Below are 14,922 nucleotides of genomic sequence, written 5' to 3' on the forward strand. Positions count from 1 at the left end.
GCTTGACGCACGAAGAATGTGATCACATTCTGCCGGCATCCGGCTCCGCCGCTTTGCATCCAGCAGGTAATCCATGTCCTTCCCCTCCTCGACCGCCGAGCTGCGCGCGCTCGACGCCGCGCACCATCTCCACCCGTTCAGCGACACCAAGTCGCTCAACGCCGAGGGCGCACGGGTGATCGTCAAGGCCGAGGGGGTGTGGCTCACCGACTCCGAGGGCAACCGCATCCTCGACGGCATGTCCGGCCTCTGGTGCGTCAATGTCGGCTATGGGCGGCAGGAGATCGTCGAGGCGGTGCGCGCCCAGATGAGCGAGCTGCCCTATTACAACACCTTCTTCAAGACCACCCACAAGCCGGCGATCGAGCTGGCGACGCGGCTCGCGGAGCTGACCCCGCCTCAGTTCAGCCGGGTATTCTTCACCGGCTCCGGCTCGGAATCGAACGACACGGTGATCCGCCTCGTGCGGCGCTACTTCGACATCAAGGAGCAGCCGCACAAGAAGATCATCATCTCGCGCCGCAACGCCTATCACGGCTCGACGGTAGGCGCGGCGAGCCTCGGCGGCATGGCGCCGATGCACGCGCAGGGCGACCTGCCGATCCCCGGCATCGTGCACATCGCCCAGCCGTATTTCTGGGGCGAGGCGCGCCAGGGTGAGACGCCGGAGGAGTTCGGCCTGCGCACCGCGAAGGCGCTCGAATCCACCATCGACGCGCTCGGCGAGGACCGCATCGCCGCCTTCATCGCCGAGCCGATCCAGGGCGCCGGCGGCGTCATCATCCCGCCCGCGACCTACTGGCCGGAGATCGCCCGCATCTGCCGCGAGCGCGACATCCTGTTCATCTCCGACGAGGTGATCTGCGGGTTCGGGCGCACCGGCAAATGGTTCGGCTGCGAGACCTTCGGCACACAGCCGGACATCCTGGTCATGGCGAAGGGCATCACCTCCGGCTACATGCCGCTCGGCGGCGTTATGGTTGCCGACCGCGTCGCCGACGTGCTGATCGAGCATGGCGGCGACTTCAACCACGGCTACACCTATTCCGGCCATCCGGCGGCCTGCGCGGCGGCGCTGGCCAATCTCGACATCATGCAGAGCGAGGGCCTGGTCGAGCGGGTGGCGAACGATGCCGGGCCGTATCTGGCCGCCCGCTGGCGGGCGCTCGCCGAGCATCCCCTCGTCGGCGAGGCGCCGATGATGGGCCTCGTCGGCGCGCTGGAGCTGACGCCGGACAAGGCGGGCCGCACCCGGTTCCCGGATGTCGGGCAGGTCGGCACGCTGGCGCGCGACTTCTCCTTCAAGAACGGGCTCGTCATGCGCGCCGTGCGCGACCGGCTGATCATCGCGCCGCCGCTCACCATCTCGCACGGCGAGATCGACGAGCTCGTCGCCCGCGCCCGCAAGACGCTGGACGACACCTGGGGCGAGCTCTCGCGGCGCGGCTGGGTACGCTAGAGCATTTTCCGCGAAAATTGAGAGACTTTCGCGATCAGAAAATGCTCCAGCTCGTTGAATAGAGAGCACTTTCTTGTGGTTCGGATGTTTCCATCCGAACGGAAAGGCTCCAGAGCATTTTCCGCGAAAGTTGAGTGACTTTCGCGATCAGAAACTGCTCCAGTCTATTGAATCCAGAGCACTTTCTTGCCGGTCGGGCGATTCCACCTGACCGGAAAGGGCTCCGAGTTGCGACCTTTGGTTGCACCCTATATGCGCCGACGCTCGAAACGTGCTTTCATGGCGCGGGGCGTTCTCTCGTTGGTGTGACCGCATTCCATGGACGCGATGATCCAGCCGGCAGACACCGCAGGCGTCAGCCATGCGCGCGCTGCCGCCCTGCGGTCCGAAGCCGAGGCGCTCTATCTCGGCACCCGCCCGAGGACCCGCGCGGCCGCCGGCGCCGCCGCGCATCTGTTCGACGGCGTGCCGATGCACTGGATGACCGACTGGTCGACGCCGGTGCCGCTGGTGGTCGAGGCCGCCACCGGCGCCCGGCTGACCGACATAGACGGGCACGGCTATGACGATTTCTGCCTCGGCGACACCGCCGCGCTGTTCGGCCACGGGCCGCCGGCGGTGGTCGAGGCGCTGGTCCGGCAGGCGCCGCGCGGCCTCGCCACCATGCTGCCGAGCGCCGACGCGGCGGCGGTCGGCGAGTTGCTGTTCCGGCGCTTCGGCCTGCCGCAATGGCAGATCGCCACCACCGCCTCGGACGCCAACCGCTTCGCGCTGCGCGCCGCCCGCGCCGCCACGGGGCGCCCGCGCATCCTCGTCTTCGACGGCTCCTATCACGGCGCTGTGGGCGAGACCTTCGTCGAGCTCGGCGCCGACGGGCGCCCGCGCAACAAGTCCGGCCTCGTGGGCGAGCCGCGCGACCTCGCCTCGCTGACCCGCGTGGTGCCGTTCAACGACACCGACGCGCTGGAGGCGGCGCTGTTCGACGGCACCGTCGCCTGCGTCATTACCGAGCCGGTGATGACCAATTGCGCGATGGTGCTGCCGCAGCCGGGCTTCCACCGGGCGCTGCGCGAGATCACCCGCCGGCACGGCACGCTGCTCTTGATCGACGAGACCCACACGCTCTCCACCGCGCTCGGCGGCTACACCGGCGAGCACCGCCTCGCGCCCGACCTCATGGTGATCGGCAAGGCGATCGCCGGCGGCGTGCCGGCGGCGGTGTGGGGGATGACGGAGGAGACGGCGCAGCGCTTCCGCCTCGCCCGCGCCTCGGTGCCGGAGGGCCATTCGGGCATCGGCACCACGCTGTCCGGCAGCCCGCTGCAGCTCGCCGCCCTGCGCGCGGCGCTGGAGCAGGTGGCGACGCCGGAAGCCTATATCCACATGAACGGGCTCGCCGACCGCATGGAGAGCGGCCTCGCGGCGGTGATCCGCGCCGCCGGGCTGCCCTGGCACGTCGCCCGCTGCGGGGCGCGGGTCGAGGTGGTGCGCGCCCCCGCGCCGCTGCTCAACGGGGCGGAGGCGAACCGGGCGCATTATCCGGCACTGGAGGCGACCATCCACCTCGCGCTGCTGGTGCGCGGCGTGCTGATTTCGCCCTTCCACGACATGATGCTGGCCTCGCCGGCGACCGGCGAGGACCAGGTCGACCGGCTCATCGCCGCGACCCGCGAGGTGGTGCAGCGGCTGACGGGGTAATGCCTCTCCGCCTTGCAATCCATCTTTTTGTATCTACAATAAAAGTGTGAAGATCGAATTCGATCCGGTAAAAAGCGCCAGGAACCGCGAGGAGCGGGGACTGGCGTTTGATCGGGTCGCCGAATTCGATTGGGCGACGGCGCGGCTGACGGAAGATGTTCGCTTCGCTTATCCGGAACGCCGCTTTGTCGCGCTCGGCTTTGTCGAAGGACGCCTGCACGTGGTCTGCTTCACGCCCATTGCCGAGGGCATTCGCGTGATCAGCTTTCGAAAAGCCAATCCGCGGGAGGTGCGAAGATATGAGCAGGAAACCGCTGACAAATGAAAGCGGCGAGGTGCGCGAGCTGACGCGCCGAGACATGCGGCAAATGAAACCTGCCGCCGATGTCCTGCCGGCTGAGCTCGTCGACATGCTGCCCAAGAAGCGGCGTGGCGAACGGGGGCCGCAGAAACGCTCGACGAAGCAGCAGGTCACGCTTCGCCTGGACCGCGATGTCGTGGATTATTTCCGGGCGACCGGCGACGGCTGGCAAAGCCGCATCAATGAAGCACTGAGAAAAACGCTCGACTGATCCGCCGTTCTTCTCTCTCACCCCTGCTCGGTCGGGAAGCCGGCGGCTTTCCAGGCGAGGATGCCGCCCGCCATGTGGCGGTGAAGGTCGTGGCCGGCGGCCTGCGCGGCGGCGGCGGCCTTCTGCGAGCGCTGGCCGGAGCGGCAGGAGAAGACGAGGGTTCTGCCCTCCGGGTCCGGCAGTCCGTCCGCATCGAAGGTCGAGAGCGGGAACCCGACCGCGCCGGGGATGCGCTCGGCGGCCAGCTCGTTCGGCTCGCGCACGTCCACCAAGAGGATGGTGCCGTCCTCGATACCCTGCTTCACTTCCTCGACCGAGAGATCCTCGATCACGCCGCCGAACGGGTTGGGATGCATGGCACGCACTCCTCGCTGGAAGAGCCCTTTCCGATCAGGTTGAACCACCCGATCGATAGGAAAGCGCTCTCGATTCACAGGCCGGGGCATTTCCCAGTCGCGAACGTCGATCAACTTTCGCGGGAAATACTCCAGACAGGAGGTAGACGGCCGGATGCGCGCGCGCAAGAGGCCTCCGCTCGGGAGGCCAGCGCGCCCTCAGTGCGGACGCACCGCCGCCACGCCGGCGACGATCAGCCCGCCGCCGACCAGCACCGCCAGCGAGGGCCACTCGCCGAACAGCAGCGCGGCGAGCGCGATGCCGACGAGGATCTGCAGCAGCAGCACGACCGAGACCAGGCTCGCCGGCAGGCGGCCGAGCGCGAAGGTCGCGAGCCCCTGCCCCGCGGCATGGGTGACGATGCCGAGCCCGGCCACCGCCAGCAGCCCGCCGAGGCTCGCGGGGATGATCGTCTCGCCGGCCGCGACCGCCCAGATGAGGCAGAACACCGCACCGGTCGCCGAGGACAGGAAGGAGACCATGCCGCCGCCGAGCGGCTTGGCGCCGCGCCGCATCACGCGCACGGCCAGCACATAGGTCGCGTAGAAGCCCGCCGCCAGCAGGCAGAGCAGATCGCCGATCGTCGAGGCGCCGGCGGTGCCGCCGGTGGCGCTGGAGAGCACGATGACCGTGGTGCCGGCGAGGCCGAGCGCGAGGGCGGCGACGACGCCGAGCGTCGGCCGCTCGCCCAGCATCATCCAGCCGAGCAGCATGATGAAGGCCGGCGACATGTTGCCGATCAGCAGCGCATTGGCGGTCGCGGTCTGGGCGAGGCCGACATGGAAGGCGACGAGGTCGGCGGCGAAGAACAGGCCGGCGAGCGTCGACAGCGCGAACTGGCGGGCGGTGAACGGCACCATCCGCTGCCCCGGCTTGGCATCGGCGGCCATGGCGCGGTGCTCGGCATAGGCCCACAGCGCGGTCGGCCCCAGCGCGAAGACGAGGCGCCAGAAGCCGATCGCCGCCGGCCCGACGTCGGACAAGCGCACGAAGATCGCCGAGAAGCCGATGCACAGCGCCGCCCACAGCAGCGCGACGAAGGCCTGCCGTCGCCGGAGCGCTTCGACCTGCTCGCTGACGATGGCGGGAAGCGCGATGGAATCGGACACGCTCGCTGACGCGATGGCGAGCGAGGCGGGGGGCGGCGGCGACATGGAAACAACTCGAATGGCGTTAGCCGCGACAGGCGTCAGGTCCGGCGATCGCTTCTATGGCGATCCGGGAGGCGTCTCGCGGCAGGATTGATCTAATGGCTTCGCAGGAATCACGAAAGCGAATTTATTTTGTGAATACATAACTAAAGATGATATTAAGAAGAGCGATGCGGCCGGCGACGACGGGTAACAGGAGACTAGCCATGCGCCATCTCGATACCGAATCGCTCGGCATGCTGATCGCCATCGTCGATAGCGGCGGCTTCACCGCGGCGGCGAGCCGGGTCGGCCGCACCCAGTCGGCGGTCTCCGCGCGCATCGCCCAGCTCGAGGACAATCTCGGCGTGCGCCTGCTCGAGCGCTCGCGCCGCGGCATCGCGCTGACCGAGACCGGCGAGCGCCTCGTCGCCCATGCGCGGCGCCTGCTCGCCTATGAGAGCGAGGCGCTGTCCGACCTCAAGGGCGGCACGCCGGAAGGCAGCGTCCGGCTCGGCATGCCGGACGACTATGTCGACGCCTATTTCACGCCGACAATCGCGCGCTTCGCGGCCGCCTATCCGAAGGTCGAGATCTCGATCCGCTGCGACCTCTCCAAGACTCTGGAGCCGGAGGTGGAGCGCGGGCATCTCGACGTCGCGCTGTTCACCCGCGACCCGACCCGGCCCACCGGCGAATTGCTGAAGCGCGAGAAGGTGCACTGGCTGGCCGCGCGCGGCCACCGGCCGGAGCGCAACGACCCGCTGCCGCTGGCGCTGTTCCCGACCGGCTGCCGGGTGCGCCCGCTGATCGCCTCGACGCTCGATGCCAGCGGGCGGGCGTGGCGGGTCGCCTGCACCTCCTCCTCGCAGGGCGGCATCCATGCCGCGGTCGAGACCGGACTGTGCATCACCGCCCTGCCGGAATGCGCGGCACCCGCCGACTGGCGCCGGCTCGGCCCGGCGGACGGGCTGCCGCCGCTGCCGGAGATGGAGATCGGGCTGCTGCTGGCGCCGGCCGCCTCCCCCGCCGCGCGCCGCCTCGGCGACACGCTGCGCGCGGCGCTCTCGGCTGGGCCGCTGGCCTTCGAGGCGGCCTGAGCGGCGGCGCGGGATCGCGGCGCCCGACATCCAAACTTCACATGCATCGGGCGGCGCCCGGCGCTATTGCTCGCCCATGAGCGCATCCGAGACCCCGCCCGATAGCCTGACGGACGCGAAGGCGTCGTTCGACGCCGCCGCGCCCGAAACCGCCGCGCCGGCATCGCCGCAAGCCGACCCGCAGCAAGCCGACCCGCCGGCGCGATCGGCGGCCGAGGTGTTCCGGATCTTCCTGCGGCTCGGCCTCACCTGCTTCGGCGGGCCGGTCGCCCATCTCGGCTATTTCCGTGACGAGTTCGTGGTGCGCCGGCGCTGGCTCGGCGAGGCGGCCTATGCAGATCTCGTCGCGCTCTGCCAGTTCCTCCCCGGCCCGGCCTCCAGCCAGGTCGGCATGGCGATCGGGCTCCAGCGCGCCGGGCTCGCCGGCATGGGCGCGGCGTGGCTGGGCTTCACCCTTCCCTCGGCGCTGATCATGCTCGCCGTCGCCTATGGCGTCGGGCATTTCGGCAGCGTCGGCGGCGGATGGCTGGCCGGGCTGAAGGCGGCGGCGGTCGCCATCGTCGCCCAGGCGGTGCTCGGCATGGCGCGCGCGCTCTGCCCGGACATGCCGCGCCGCTCCATCGCGCTGGTCGCCGCCGCCGCGACGGCGGTGTCGGGCACGACCGGCCAGATCGCGGTGATCATCGGCGGCGGCCTCGTCGGGCTCGCGCTGCTCGCCGCAGACGAGCGGACCGGCGAGACGCCGGAACCCGTCCGCGTGCCGCGCCGGCTGGCGCTCGGTGCCCTCGCGGCCTTCGTACTGCTCCTGCTGGCGCTGCCGATCCTGGCGCGGACGAGCGGCGCCTCGAGCGGCTCGTCCTGGCTCACCTTGTTCGACGCGCTCTACCGCGCCGGCGCGCTGGTATTCGGCGGCGGCCATGTCGTGCTGCCGCTGATCGAGGCGGAGCTGGTGCATCCCGGCGGCCTGACGCGCGAGGCGTTCCTCGCCGGCTATGGCGCGGTGCAGGCGGTGCCCGGCCCGCTCTTCAGCTTCGCGGCCTATGTCGGCGCGATGATGCCGACTGCCCCGAACGGCGCGCTCGGCGCCGCCATCGCCCTCGTCGCCGTCTTCCTGCCCTCGGCGCTGCTGATCTACGGCGCCCTGCCCTTCTGGAACCGGCTGTCGCACAGCACGCAGGCGCGCAGCGCGCTCGCCGGCGTCAATGCGGCGGTCGTCGGCCTGCTCGGCGCGGCGTTCTGGAATCCGGTCACGCTCGCCGGCATCACCTCGCCGTCGAGCTTCGCGCTGGCGCTGATCGCCTACACGGCGCTGACGCAGTGGCGGGTGCCGGTGTGGGCGATTGTGGTAGGAGCCGCCCTCGCCGGCGCGCTGGTGCTCTAAGCTCTTATTTTATCGCGTTTTCTTCACGCGAACCGGTGCCCACTTCGCTCAAAAACGCTCTAGCCAGACGTTTCAGGTTCTCTCGCGCGCGACGTTGAAGCCGGCGAAGCTCTGGGAGGTCGGCAGGACCTGCAGCCGGGTGATGTTCACGTGGCGCGGCGTGGTGCAGCAGAAGAAGATCTGCTCGGCGATGTCCTCTCCGGACAGCGTCTGGGCGCCGGCATAGACGCTGTCCGAGCGCGCCTCGTCGCCACGGAAGCGCACCAGCGAGAACTCGGTCTCGACCATGCCCGGCTCGATGTTGGTGACGCGCACGCCGGTGCCGGCGAGATCGGCCACCAGGTTCAGCGCGAACTGCTTCACGAAGGCCTTGGTGGCGCCATAGGCGTTGCCGCCCGGATAGGCGTATTCGCCGGCGACCGAGCCGGTGAACACCACATGGCCCTCGCCGCGCTCGACCATGCCCGGCAGCGCCGCGCGCACCGTGTAGAGCAGGCCCTTGACGTTGGTGTCGACCATGTCGTCCCAGTCGTCGAGGCTGGCGCGCTGGGCGGGATCGAGACCGAGCGCGAGGCCGGCATTGGCGAACACCACGTTGAGGCGGGCGAATTCGGCGGGCAGCTTGCCGAGCGCCGCAACCACCGCCGCATTGTCCCGCACGTCGAGCTCGAGGGGGTGGAGGCGCGGGCCGAGCTCGTCGCGCAGCGCGATCAGCCGCTCGGCGCGCCGGCCGGTGGCCACCACGCGGGCGCCGGCGAGCGCGAAGCGACGGGCCGTCGCCGCGCCGATGCCGGCGGTGGCGCCGGTAACCAGGACGGTGAGCGTTGCGGGATCGAGCATCTTGTACATGGTGATTCCCCTGTCGCGCCGCGGCGAACGGCGCAAGCCTCAATGTTGCGGTGCCACATAGCGCGGCGCGGCGTGCCCGTCCATGCCGCCGCGGGCGCGGCGGCCCGCCGATACCCCGCCGCGGCCGCGCGGCGGGGCCTCGCGATGTTTAAGATTTGTTGATCATGCGCATCGAATCGCCGCTCGACGCCTTACGGCCCTTGCGGGGTCATGGTGACGCCACGATCCTCGCCGAAAACGCGTTTCGTGAAGCTTGCGCATCCCAATACCAAGAACAGGATGCGGGACGTGTCGAGGCGCGGTGCGTATCTGCCGTGCGGGGGTGTGTGCACATGAACGCCTTTTCCATTGCGACGATGTCCGTTGCCGCCCTGCTGGTTGCCGGGTGCAGCACATCGCTTGAGGGATTCGGCTCCAGCAAGACCGCTTCCAGCGAAGTCGGGAATTCGATCACGCCGGCGCCGACCACCTCGGTCGAGAGCTCGCCCGTGCCGGCCCCGCAGGCGGCCACCGGCGCCGCCGCCTCCACCGCCGCGGCCGCTGTGACGCCGCGCACGGCGGACAATTCCGTCGCCCTCAACCCGCCGCCCTCGGCCACCGCCCCGGGCGGCGTCGCCTATGCCGAGCCCGGCGCGGCGCGCACCCAGCTCGCCGGCACCTGGACCTTCGCCTGGGACGAGGGCCGCAAGACCTGCCCGGTGACGCTCACCACCGATCGCGGCATGTCCGGCTTTTCCGCCACCGCCGACGTCACCTGCCCGAACGACATCTTCATGACCAAGGGCTGGGACGTGTGGGGCAACGACATCGTGCTGCAGAACCACGTCGGCAAAGTCACCGTCCGGCTGCAGCCGGCGGGGGGCGGACGCTATGACGGCGTCGCCACCGGGGACGGCGGCAAGGTCAGCCTGATCCGCTCCTGAGCCGATAACGCTCGCCGTCCGCATTCACGCGGATTGCGCCGGCACCCTTCGCCGGCATTGAATGATCAGCCGCGTTCTGCCGCCATCGCCGGCGGCAAAGTCGATTATCGCGTCGAATTCGAACGAAAAAGCATCGGGTGTTCTCGAAAGAGCGCACCCTCGACTTGCGTTCGACTGGTCATGCCAGTGTAGCAGCCTGCCGATAAGGTGCGTTTTCTGGCTTCACGAAGCTGGGAACTGAAAAATAAACGATGCGTTAACCCGCCACGCCGATATGATCGGCATGCGGAAAATCGATTGATTCGATTTTCTCATCGGAGGAGGTGTTCATGCTGCGCGTGTCGGGCATAACCTCGGTATCGTCCACCATGATGGACGAGCCCGTGCCGGTCCTGCGCCGCTCGCCCGAGCCGCTGGCGCGGCTGATGTCGCAGCACCTCGCCGTCGCCCATCCGCGCTCCGATGCCGAGGCGCTGCGCCTGCTGCGTCAGGCCTTCCCCGCCGCTCCGCTCGCCGCCCGCGTCGCCGCCATGGCGCAGCGCGGGCGCACGTCCTGACCGGACGGCTTCCGCACCGGCCGCTCAGTTGAGGCGGCCGGGCCTTTCCGCCTCGTCGATCTCCGGCTGCAGCATCGCCTCGCCACCCTCCGCGAAGGCGGTGGCGCGCGCGGCCTGCGCGTGTTCCCGGGCGAGGCGCGCATAGCGCATGGCGGAGAATGGCAGCGCCGCCAGATAGGCGATGGTGAGGATCGCCAGCACCGGCCACGGCCAGGTCACCAGCACGGCGACGAACAGCACCACGCAGACGAACAGCGGCAGCACCGCGTCGCGCGGAATACGGCTGCCGAGCTTCTTGCCGGACCATGCCGGCAGCTTCGACACCATCAGCCCGGCGATGACGACGCAATAGGCGGCCGCCACCGCCGGCGAGGCGACGAGGCGCGGCAGGCCGATCAGTTCCAGATAGACCGGCAGCAGCACGCAGATGGCGCCCAGCGGCGCCGGCACGCCGGTGAAGAAATCGGCGGCGAAGGCCGGACGGTTGGGATCCTCCAGCATCACGTTGAAGCGCGCGAGGCGCAGCGCCGCGCAGATCGCGAAGGCGAGCGCGGCGATCCAGCCGACCGAGCCGAGCGTGTCGAGGCCCCACATATAGAGCACCATGCCGGGCGCCACGCCGAAGCAGACGAAGTCCGACAGGCTGTCGAGCTCGGCGCCGAAGCGCGAGGTGCCCTGCAGCATGCGGGCGAGCCGGCCGTCCATGCCGTCGAGCACGGCGGCGAGCACGATGGCGCCGAGCGCCAGCTCCAGCCGCCCCTCGATCGCCATGCGCATGCCGGTGAGGCCGGCGCACAGCGCCAGCAGCGTCACGACGTTCGGCACCAGCACGCGCACCGGCACCGCCTGGAAGCGTCGGCGGGGCTGCGCCCTGGGATCGGGCTCGAACGGCGGGAAGAGGTTCGACATGGAATTTCCGCCTATCTTCTCGTTATTTCGCTCTATGTGCCGCCCAGCGCGCGACACGCGGTGCCACGCGCGCCGAACGGCCAGCGCCGGCATTTTAGCCTAATCGGAGGAACCGGGCGACCTGACGGAAGCCCGCGCCGACGGATACCGGAACACCCGTCGTCTGGAGACTGGCGGGCTTACAAGCATGACGAGCACCCGGCGCAACAACAATCAGAATTCCGCTCCAACATTACAAATGTTTAAGTCGAACGTTCAGATATCGTTCATGGGCTGCGCTTCATCGTTCACGTCAAGGGGCACAAGTTAGGAGTACCCGACGATGAATCGCCTGATTATTGCTGCGTCTATTTTCACCGCAATCAGTTCATCTGCCGCACTTGCACAAGGTTATCCGCATTATACGCCGAACAACCCGCATCACGTGCAGCAGAACAGCCATTATCGTCACGACCCGAAGCCTCACCATTCGAAGCCGGCGCCGCACCGCTCGCAATGGTCCAGAGGCAAGCCGCTGCCGCGCCAGTATCGCGGAAACGTTGTGCGCGACTACGGGCGCCATCACCTCGCCGCGCCTCCGCGCGGCTACAACTGGGTGCGGGTCAACAACGAGTATGTGCTGATCGGCATCGCGACGGGCATCATCTCGTCCATCATCGTGGCGCAGTAGGCCCGATGGCCGTCGCGGAACGGCCGCGACGGCCATATCCGCGACGGGCCGCTTCCCCGGACGCGAGGAGGCTTCGCCGCCTGTCTCGCTCTCAGCAGCCGCGCAACGCGCGAGGCGCTGCCGCCGGATAGGTCGGGGCAGCGCAAACCGGGATCAGAGCTTCACGCGCTCCCGCGTGCGGCCGACCCCGGCAGCGATCGCCGCATAGTCGAGCGCCGCGCCGTCGCGCTGCTGCAAAGCGTGGCGCAGGAAGCGGATCGGGAAACGGATGGCTTCCTTATTGGCTTCGCTCAGCCCCGACGAGCGCGCGGAGGCGCCCCGCTCGGCGCAGCCGAGCGCCTCGGTGAGGTCCTCGGCACTCAGGATTCCCTTGCGAGCGAGCACTTCGGTCAGGGCCGCAAGTGCCAGCAAGGTGCCTTCCATCTGCAGATTGGCGGTGTTCATGGCGTCCTCCGGGAGATGTCCGGGCGATGTCCTTCGCCTTTTCCACTCCGTGGCGCGGTCCCGCGGTTTCGACGGGAATCCGCGCCGAAGCACGCATGGGAGCAAGAGCCGCGGCGAAGGTCAAATGCCGGAGTGAAATCCCGGCGACGCGGGGCCCGCGGCGGGCATCAGGACCGCGCGGAATCCGATGGACCCGAGCGGGCCGCGCCCGCGCCGATCAGCTCACCCGAAAGGCAAGCTCGCGCTGAGCGCCCGCCACATCGGCGAGGATGGTCTCGCCGGCGACGGCGCGCTGGCCTTCGGCCACCAGCGGCCGCGTCCCGACCGGCAGATAGACGTCGACCCGCGAGCCGAAGCGGATGAGGCCGAAACGCTCGCCGGCGGCGCGCTGGTCGCCCTCGCGCACGAAGCAGACGATGCGCCGCGCGACGAGGCCGGCGATCTGCACCACGCCGACGAGGCCGATGGCGGTATCGAACACGACGCCGTTGCGCTCATTGTCCTCGCTCGCCTTGTCGAGATCGGCGCTCAGGAACTTGCCGGGCCGGTAGGCGATGCGCACCACCTGCCCTGCCAGCGGGGCGCGGTTCACATGCACGTCGAAGACGTTCATGAAGATGCACACGCGCGGCAGCGGCGCGTCGCCGAGACCGAGCTCGCGCGGCGGGATGGCGGGGCCGACGAGGCAGACCCGCCCGTCCGCCGGCGCGATCACCAGCCCCGGCCCGATCGGCGTCACACGCTCGGGATCGCGGAAGAAATAGGCGATCCAGGCGGTGATCAGCACGCAGATCCAGCCCAGCGGCGGCACCAGCCACAGCAGCAGCAGCGAGACCGCCACGCCGATCAGCAGGAACGGGTAGCCCTCGCGGTGGATCGGCGCGAGATTGTTGCGGATGGTGTCGATGAGGGACATCGCGAGTTCCGGTTGTTCAGTCGGGGCAGAGGTAGAGGCGCTGCGCCGGGGCGTCAAATCGGTTGCCGCGCGATGCGGCCTTCGCCGCCGGCTGGAACGAGGATCCGCCGTGCAATTTGCCGGCGGACCGCCTAGCGTTGGCGCAGCAGCCGGAGAGCGCCGCCGTGGTCGTGGTCCATCATCTGAACTTTTCGCGATCGCATCGCGTCATCTGGCTTCTGGAGGAACTCGGCCTGCCCTATCGCCTGGTCCGCCACGAGCGCGACGCGAACTTCCGGGCGCCGCCGGCGCTGATGCAGGTGCATCCGCTGGGCAAGGCGCCGGTCATCCAGGATGGCGACCTCACGCTCGGCGAGTCCGCCGTCATCCTCGGCTACATCGATACGCGCTACGGCGAAGGCCGGCATGCGCCGCCGCGCGACAGCGATGCCTGGTTCGAGCACGAGGAATGGCTGCAATATGCCGAGAGCACGGCCGCCTTCCCGATCATGGTGAAGCGGATCGGCGTGATCACCGGCGGCCTGTCCGAGCGCATGGAGCGGTTCGTCGACCCGACGCTGGCCAAGACGCTGCGCCACATCGCGGACAGGATGTCAGGCCGCGACTATCTGATGGGCGACGCGCTCACCCTCGCCGACGTGCAGATGGCCTATCCGCTCGAAATGGCGCGCAGCATGGGACTGCTGCAGGACTACCCCGCCATCGCCGACTATCTCGCGCGGCTCGCGGCTCGCCCGGCCTTCATGCGGGCCATCGAGATCGGCGGCCCGATGCTGCCGGCGAAGAACTGACGACTCCGGAATCAGCCCGGCTTGCCGCGTTTCAGCCTGGCCATGGCCGGCTCCACCGACGTCGCCGCAGGCTGCTGCCGCGCCTGCACGGCGGCCTGCGCCACCGCCGCGCTCGGGCCTTCGACGGTGACGGAACGCGTGTGAGGGCCGCCGTCTGGCCGCGGCCATTGCGAGCGCGCATCGAAGAACTCCGCCGCCTGCTCGGCACCGAGCGCCATCAGCCTGTCGATGAATTGCGGGCTGCGATCGAGCTTCGAGGCGTAGTCGTAATCCTGCAGCTTCGCCTCGACCACGCGGATCGGTATCTCGCGCAGCGCACGCTCGTTCACCCGGATGTCGAGCTTCGGATTCTCGGCCACGACCTTGTTCAGCGTCTCGACCAGATGTAGCTCCTGCTCCAGCGAAATATTGCCGGACAGCTCGTTGCGCCGGTCGATGATCTCGTTCATCGAGCGCGGCACGACGGCACACTCCCGTGGATTGATCTGGATGACCCACAGCTCGGCCAGATCGTCGAGGAAGACCAGATCGCGGATCGGCGGATTGACGCTGAACAGACCGTCCCAGTGGAATTTCTCGCGGGCCTCCACCGCCTCGTATAGCGTCGGGATCGCCGCCGAGGCGATCAGGTCCTCATAGGCGAGCAGGTCCCCGGTGAAGACGCTGCGCACGCCGGACAGGACATCGGTGGCGCCGATATAGAGCTTCACCTTGCCGCGCGCGGCGCCAGTCGGCAGCGCGGGAATGTCCAGTGCCTCCTCGAGCCAGTCGCGCATGATGGCGGCGGCCGGGGCCGGATGGTCGTAGGGGCTCGTTTCGGACACGAAGGGCAGCCGCCCGAAGAACAGCCCCAGCGCGTTGCTGGCGTAATCGAGCGGCGTATCCGCCTTGGCGATCTCCCAGAAGCGGAGCAGCCGGTCGGCCGCTTCCCCCGCACCGCCACGGATCAGCCCGGCCCAGGCCAGCGCCGCGCAGATCGCGCCGCCGGAGGTGCCGCTGAGGCCGATGATCTCGATGTCGTCGCCGTGTTCCAGCAAGAGCCGGCGCAGCAGGCCGGCGGCGAAGGCGGCATGGCTGCCGCCGCCCTGGCACGCGATCGCAATCTTCCGCCTGCCCATAGCCGCGCG

General features: G+C 69.2%; 17 protein-coding genes. 10 read left to right on the top strand and 7 right to left on the bottom strand.

Annotated features, from left to right (window positions below; all coding sequences use genetic code 11):
• Nucleotides 1–73: 73 nt before the first annotated feature.
• The 4 genes from U742_RS0101385 to U742_RS0101400 all read left to right on the top strand — a co-directional run bounded on the left by U742_RS0101385 (nt 74) and on the right by U742_RS0101400 (nt 3,729).
• A complete protein-coding gene (locus tag U742_RS0101385) occupies nt 74–1,459 on the top strand; it encodes an aspartate aminotransferase family protein (protein ID WP_029349305.1) in 1,386 nt (461 codons plus the stop codon).
• A gap of 318 nt (nt 1,460–1,777) precedes the next feature.
• Nucleotides 1,778–3,157, top strand: a complete 1,380-nt coding sequence (locus U742_RS0101390; RefSeq protein ID WP_029349307.1) for a transaminase — start codon at nt 1,778–1,780, stop codon at nt 3,155–3,157.
• Between the two features lie 46 nt (nt 3,158–3,203).
• A complete protein-coding gene (locus U742_RS0101395) occupies nt 3,204–3,482 on the top strand; it encodes a BrnT family toxin (RefSeq protein WP_029349309.1) in 279 nt (92 codons plus the stop codon).
• A complete protein-coding gene (locus U742_RS0101400) occupies nt 3,457–3,729 on the top strand; it encodes a BrnA antitoxin family protein (protein WP_051660765.1) in 273 nt (90 codons plus the stop codon). The genes U742_RS0101395 and U742_RS0101400 overlap by 26 nt, the downstream gene beginning before the upstream one ends.
• 17 nt (nt 3,730–3,746) lie before the next feature.
• Here U742_RS0101400 and U742_RS0101405 read toward each other — a convergent pair whose 3' ends face one another.
• Both U742_RS0101405 and U742_RS0101410 read right to left on the bottom strand, forming a co-directional pair.
• Nucleotides 3,747–4,085, bottom strand: a complete 339-nt coding sequence (locus U742_RS0101405) for a rhodanese-like domain-containing protein (protein ID WP_029349313.1) — start codon at nt 4,083–4,085, stop codon at nt 3,747–3,749.
• A gap of 198 nt (nt 4,086–4,283) precedes the next feature.
• Nucleotides 4,284–5,279, bottom strand: coding sequence for a DMT family transporter (locus U742_RS0101410; RefSeq protein WP_029349315.1), 996 nt, complete (start codon nt 5,277–5,279; stop codon nt 4,284–4,286).
• A gap of 203 nt (nt 5,280–5,482) precedes the next feature.
• Here U742_RS0101410 and U742_RS0101415 point away from each other — a divergent pair, with 203 nt between their 5' ends.
• Together U742_RS0101415 and chrA are read left to right on the top strand one after the other, a co-directional pair.
• Nucleotides 5,483–6,355 carry a LysR substrate-binding domain-containing protein gene (locus U742_RS0101415; RefSeq protein WP_029349317.1) on the top strand — a complete coding sequence of 291 codons (873 nt, stop codon included), beginning with the start codon at nt 5,483–5,485 and terminating at the stop codon, nt 6,353–6,355.
• A gap of 217 nt (nt 6,356–6,572) precedes the next feature.
• Nucleotides 6,573–7,736, top strand: coding sequence for a chromate efflux transporter (chrA, locus tag U742_RS0101420; protein WP_029349319.1), 1,164 nt, complete (start codon nt 6,573–6,575; stop codon nt 7,734–7,736).
• A 72-nt stretch (nt 7,737–7,808) separates the two neighbouring features.
• Here chrA and U742_RS0101425 read toward each other — a convergent pair whose 3' ends face one another.
• Entirely contained in the window at nt 7,809–8,585 is a 777-nt protein-coding gene (locus U742_RS0101425; protein WP_029349321.1) for an SDR family NAD(P)-dependent oxidoreductase, read from the bottom strand.
• A gap of 332 nt (nt 8,586–8,917) precedes the next feature.
• Between U742_RS0101425 and U742_RS0101430 the strand changes: the two genes are divergently transcribed.
• On the top strand, nt 8,918–9,508 hold the full coding sequence (locus U742_RS0101430) for a protease inhibitor Inh/omp19 family protein (RefSeq protein WP_029349323.1): 591 nt from the start codon (nt 8,918–8,920) through the stop codon (nt 9,506–9,508).
• Nucleotides 9,509–9,837: 329 nt separating this feature from the next.
• Entirely contained in the window at nt 9,838–10,065 is a 228-nt protein-coding gene (locus tag U742_RS0101435) for a hypothetical protein (RefSeq protein WP_029349325.1), read from the top strand.
• A gap of 24 nt (nt 10,066–10,089) precedes the next feature.
• On the opposite strand, the gene pssA is transcribed toward U742_RS0101435, so the two are convergent.
• Nucleotides 10,090–10,974 (bottom strand): CDP-diacylglycerol--serine O-phosphatidyltransferase, encoded by an 885-nt coding sequence (gene pssA, locus U742_RS0101440; RefSeq protein ID WP_029349327.1) that lies wholly within the window; start codon nt 10,972–10,974, stop codon nt 10,090–10,092.
• Between the two features lie 322 nt (nt 10,975–11,296).
• Here pssA and U742_RS22760 point away from each other — a divergent pair, with 322 nt between their 5' ends.
• Entirely contained in the window at nt 11,297–11,644 is a 348-nt protein-coding gene (locus tag U742_RS22760; protein WP_029349329.1) for an RcnB family protein, read from the top strand.
• A 153-nt stretch (nt 11,645–11,797) separates the two neighbouring features.
• On the opposite strand, the gene U742_RS0101450 is transcribed toward U742_RS22760, so the two are convergent.
• Nucleotides 11,798–12,088: a hypothetical protein gene (locus U742_RS0101450; RefSeq protein ID WP_029349331.1), complete on the bottom strand. Its 291-nt coding sequence runs from the start codon at nt 12,086–12,088 to the stop codon at nt 11,798–11,800.
• 217 nt (nt 12,089–12,305) lie between these two features.
• Nucleotides 12,306–13,061 carry a phosphatidylserine decarboxylase gene (locus tag U742_RS0101455; protein ID WP_282568308.1) on the bottom strand — a complete coding sequence of 252 codons (756 nt, stop codon included), beginning with the start codon at nt 13,059–13,061 and terminating at the stop codon, nt 12,306–12,308.
• 80 nt (nt 13,062–13,141) lie between these two features.
• Here U742_RS0101455 and U742_RS0101460 point away from each other — a divergent pair, with 80 nt between their 5' ends.
• On the top strand, nt 13,142–13,795 hold the full coding sequence (locus tag U742_RS0101460; protein WP_197028142.1) for a glutathione S-transferase family protein: 654 nt from the start codon (nt 13,142–13,144) through the stop codon (nt 13,793–13,795).
• A gap of 11 nt (nt 13,796–13,806) precedes the next feature.
• On the opposite strand, the gene U742_RS0101465 is transcribed toward U742_RS0101460, so the two are convergent.
• Complete coding sequence (locus U742_RS0101465; protein ID WP_081852760.1) at nt 13,807–14,913, bottom strand: patatin-like phospholipase family protein; 1,107 nt, start codon at nt 14,911–14,913, stop codon at nt 13,807–13,809.
• Nucleotides 14,914–14,922: the final 9 nt, after the last annotated feature.

It is taken from the genome of Allobosea sp. 117 (assembly GCF_000702305.1).
Taxonomy (GTDB): Bacteria; Pseudomonadota; Alphaproteobacteria; order Rhizobiales; family Xanthobacteraceae; genus Ancylobacter.

What these genes read in the sequence shown, in the direction of transcription:
- U742_RS0101385 (WP_029349305.1), top strand. Translation starts at nt 74, where the DNA reads ATGTCCTTCCCCTCCTCGACCGCCGAGCTGCGCGCGCTCGACGCCGCG.
- U742_RS0101390 (WP_029349307.1), top strand. Translation starts at nt 1,778, where the DNA reads ATGGACGCGATGATCCAGCCGGCAGACACCGCAGGCGTCAGCCATGCG.
- U742_RS0101400 (WP_051660765.1), top strand. Translation starts at nt 3,457, where the DNA reads ATGAGCAGGAAACCGCTGACAAATGAAAGCGGCGAGGTGCGCGAGCTG.
- U742_RS0101405 (WP_029349313.1), bottom strand. Translation starts at nt 4,085, where the DNA reads ATGCATCCCAACCCGTTCGGCGGCGTGATCGAGGATCTCTCGGTCGAG.
- U742_RS0101410 (WP_029349315.1), bottom strand. Translation starts at nt 5,279, where the DNA reads ATGTCGCCGCCGCCCCCCGCCTCGCTCGCCATCGCGTCAGCGAGCGTG.
- U742_RS0101415 (WP_029349317.1), top strand. Translation starts at nt 5,483, where the DNA reads ATGCGCCATCTCGATACCGAATCGCTCGGCATGCTGATCGCCATCGTC.
- U742_RS0101425 (WP_029349321.1), bottom strand. Translation starts at nt 8,585, where the DNA reads ATGTACAAGATGCTCGATCCCGCAACGCTCACCGTCCTGGTTACCGGC.
- U742_RS0101430 (WP_029349323.1), top strand. Translation starts at nt 8,918, where the DNA reads ATGAACGCCTTTTCCATTGCGACGATGTCCGTTGCCGCCCTGCTGGTT.
- U742_RS0101435 (WP_029349325.1), top strand. Translation starts at nt 9,838, where the DNA reads ATGCTGCGCGTGTCGGGCATAACCTCGGTATCGTCCACCATGATGGAC.
- pssA (WP_029349327.1), bottom strand. Translation starts at nt 10,974, where the DNA reads ATGTCGAACCTCTTCCCGCCGTTCGAGCCCGATCCCAGGGCGCAGCCC.
- U742_RS22760 (WP_029349329.1), top strand. Translation starts at nt 11,297, where the DNA reads ATGAATCGCCTGATTATTGCTGCGTCTATTTTCACCGCAATCAGTTCA.
- U742_RS0101450 (WP_029349331.1), bottom strand. Translation starts at nt 12,088, where the DNA reads ATGAACACCGCCAATCTGCAGATGGAAGGCACCTTGCTGGCACTTGCG.
- U742_RS0101465 (WP_081852760.1), bottom strand. Translation starts at nt 14,913, where the DNA reads ATGGGCAGGCGGAAGATTGCGATCGCGTGCCAGGGCGGCGGCAGCCAT.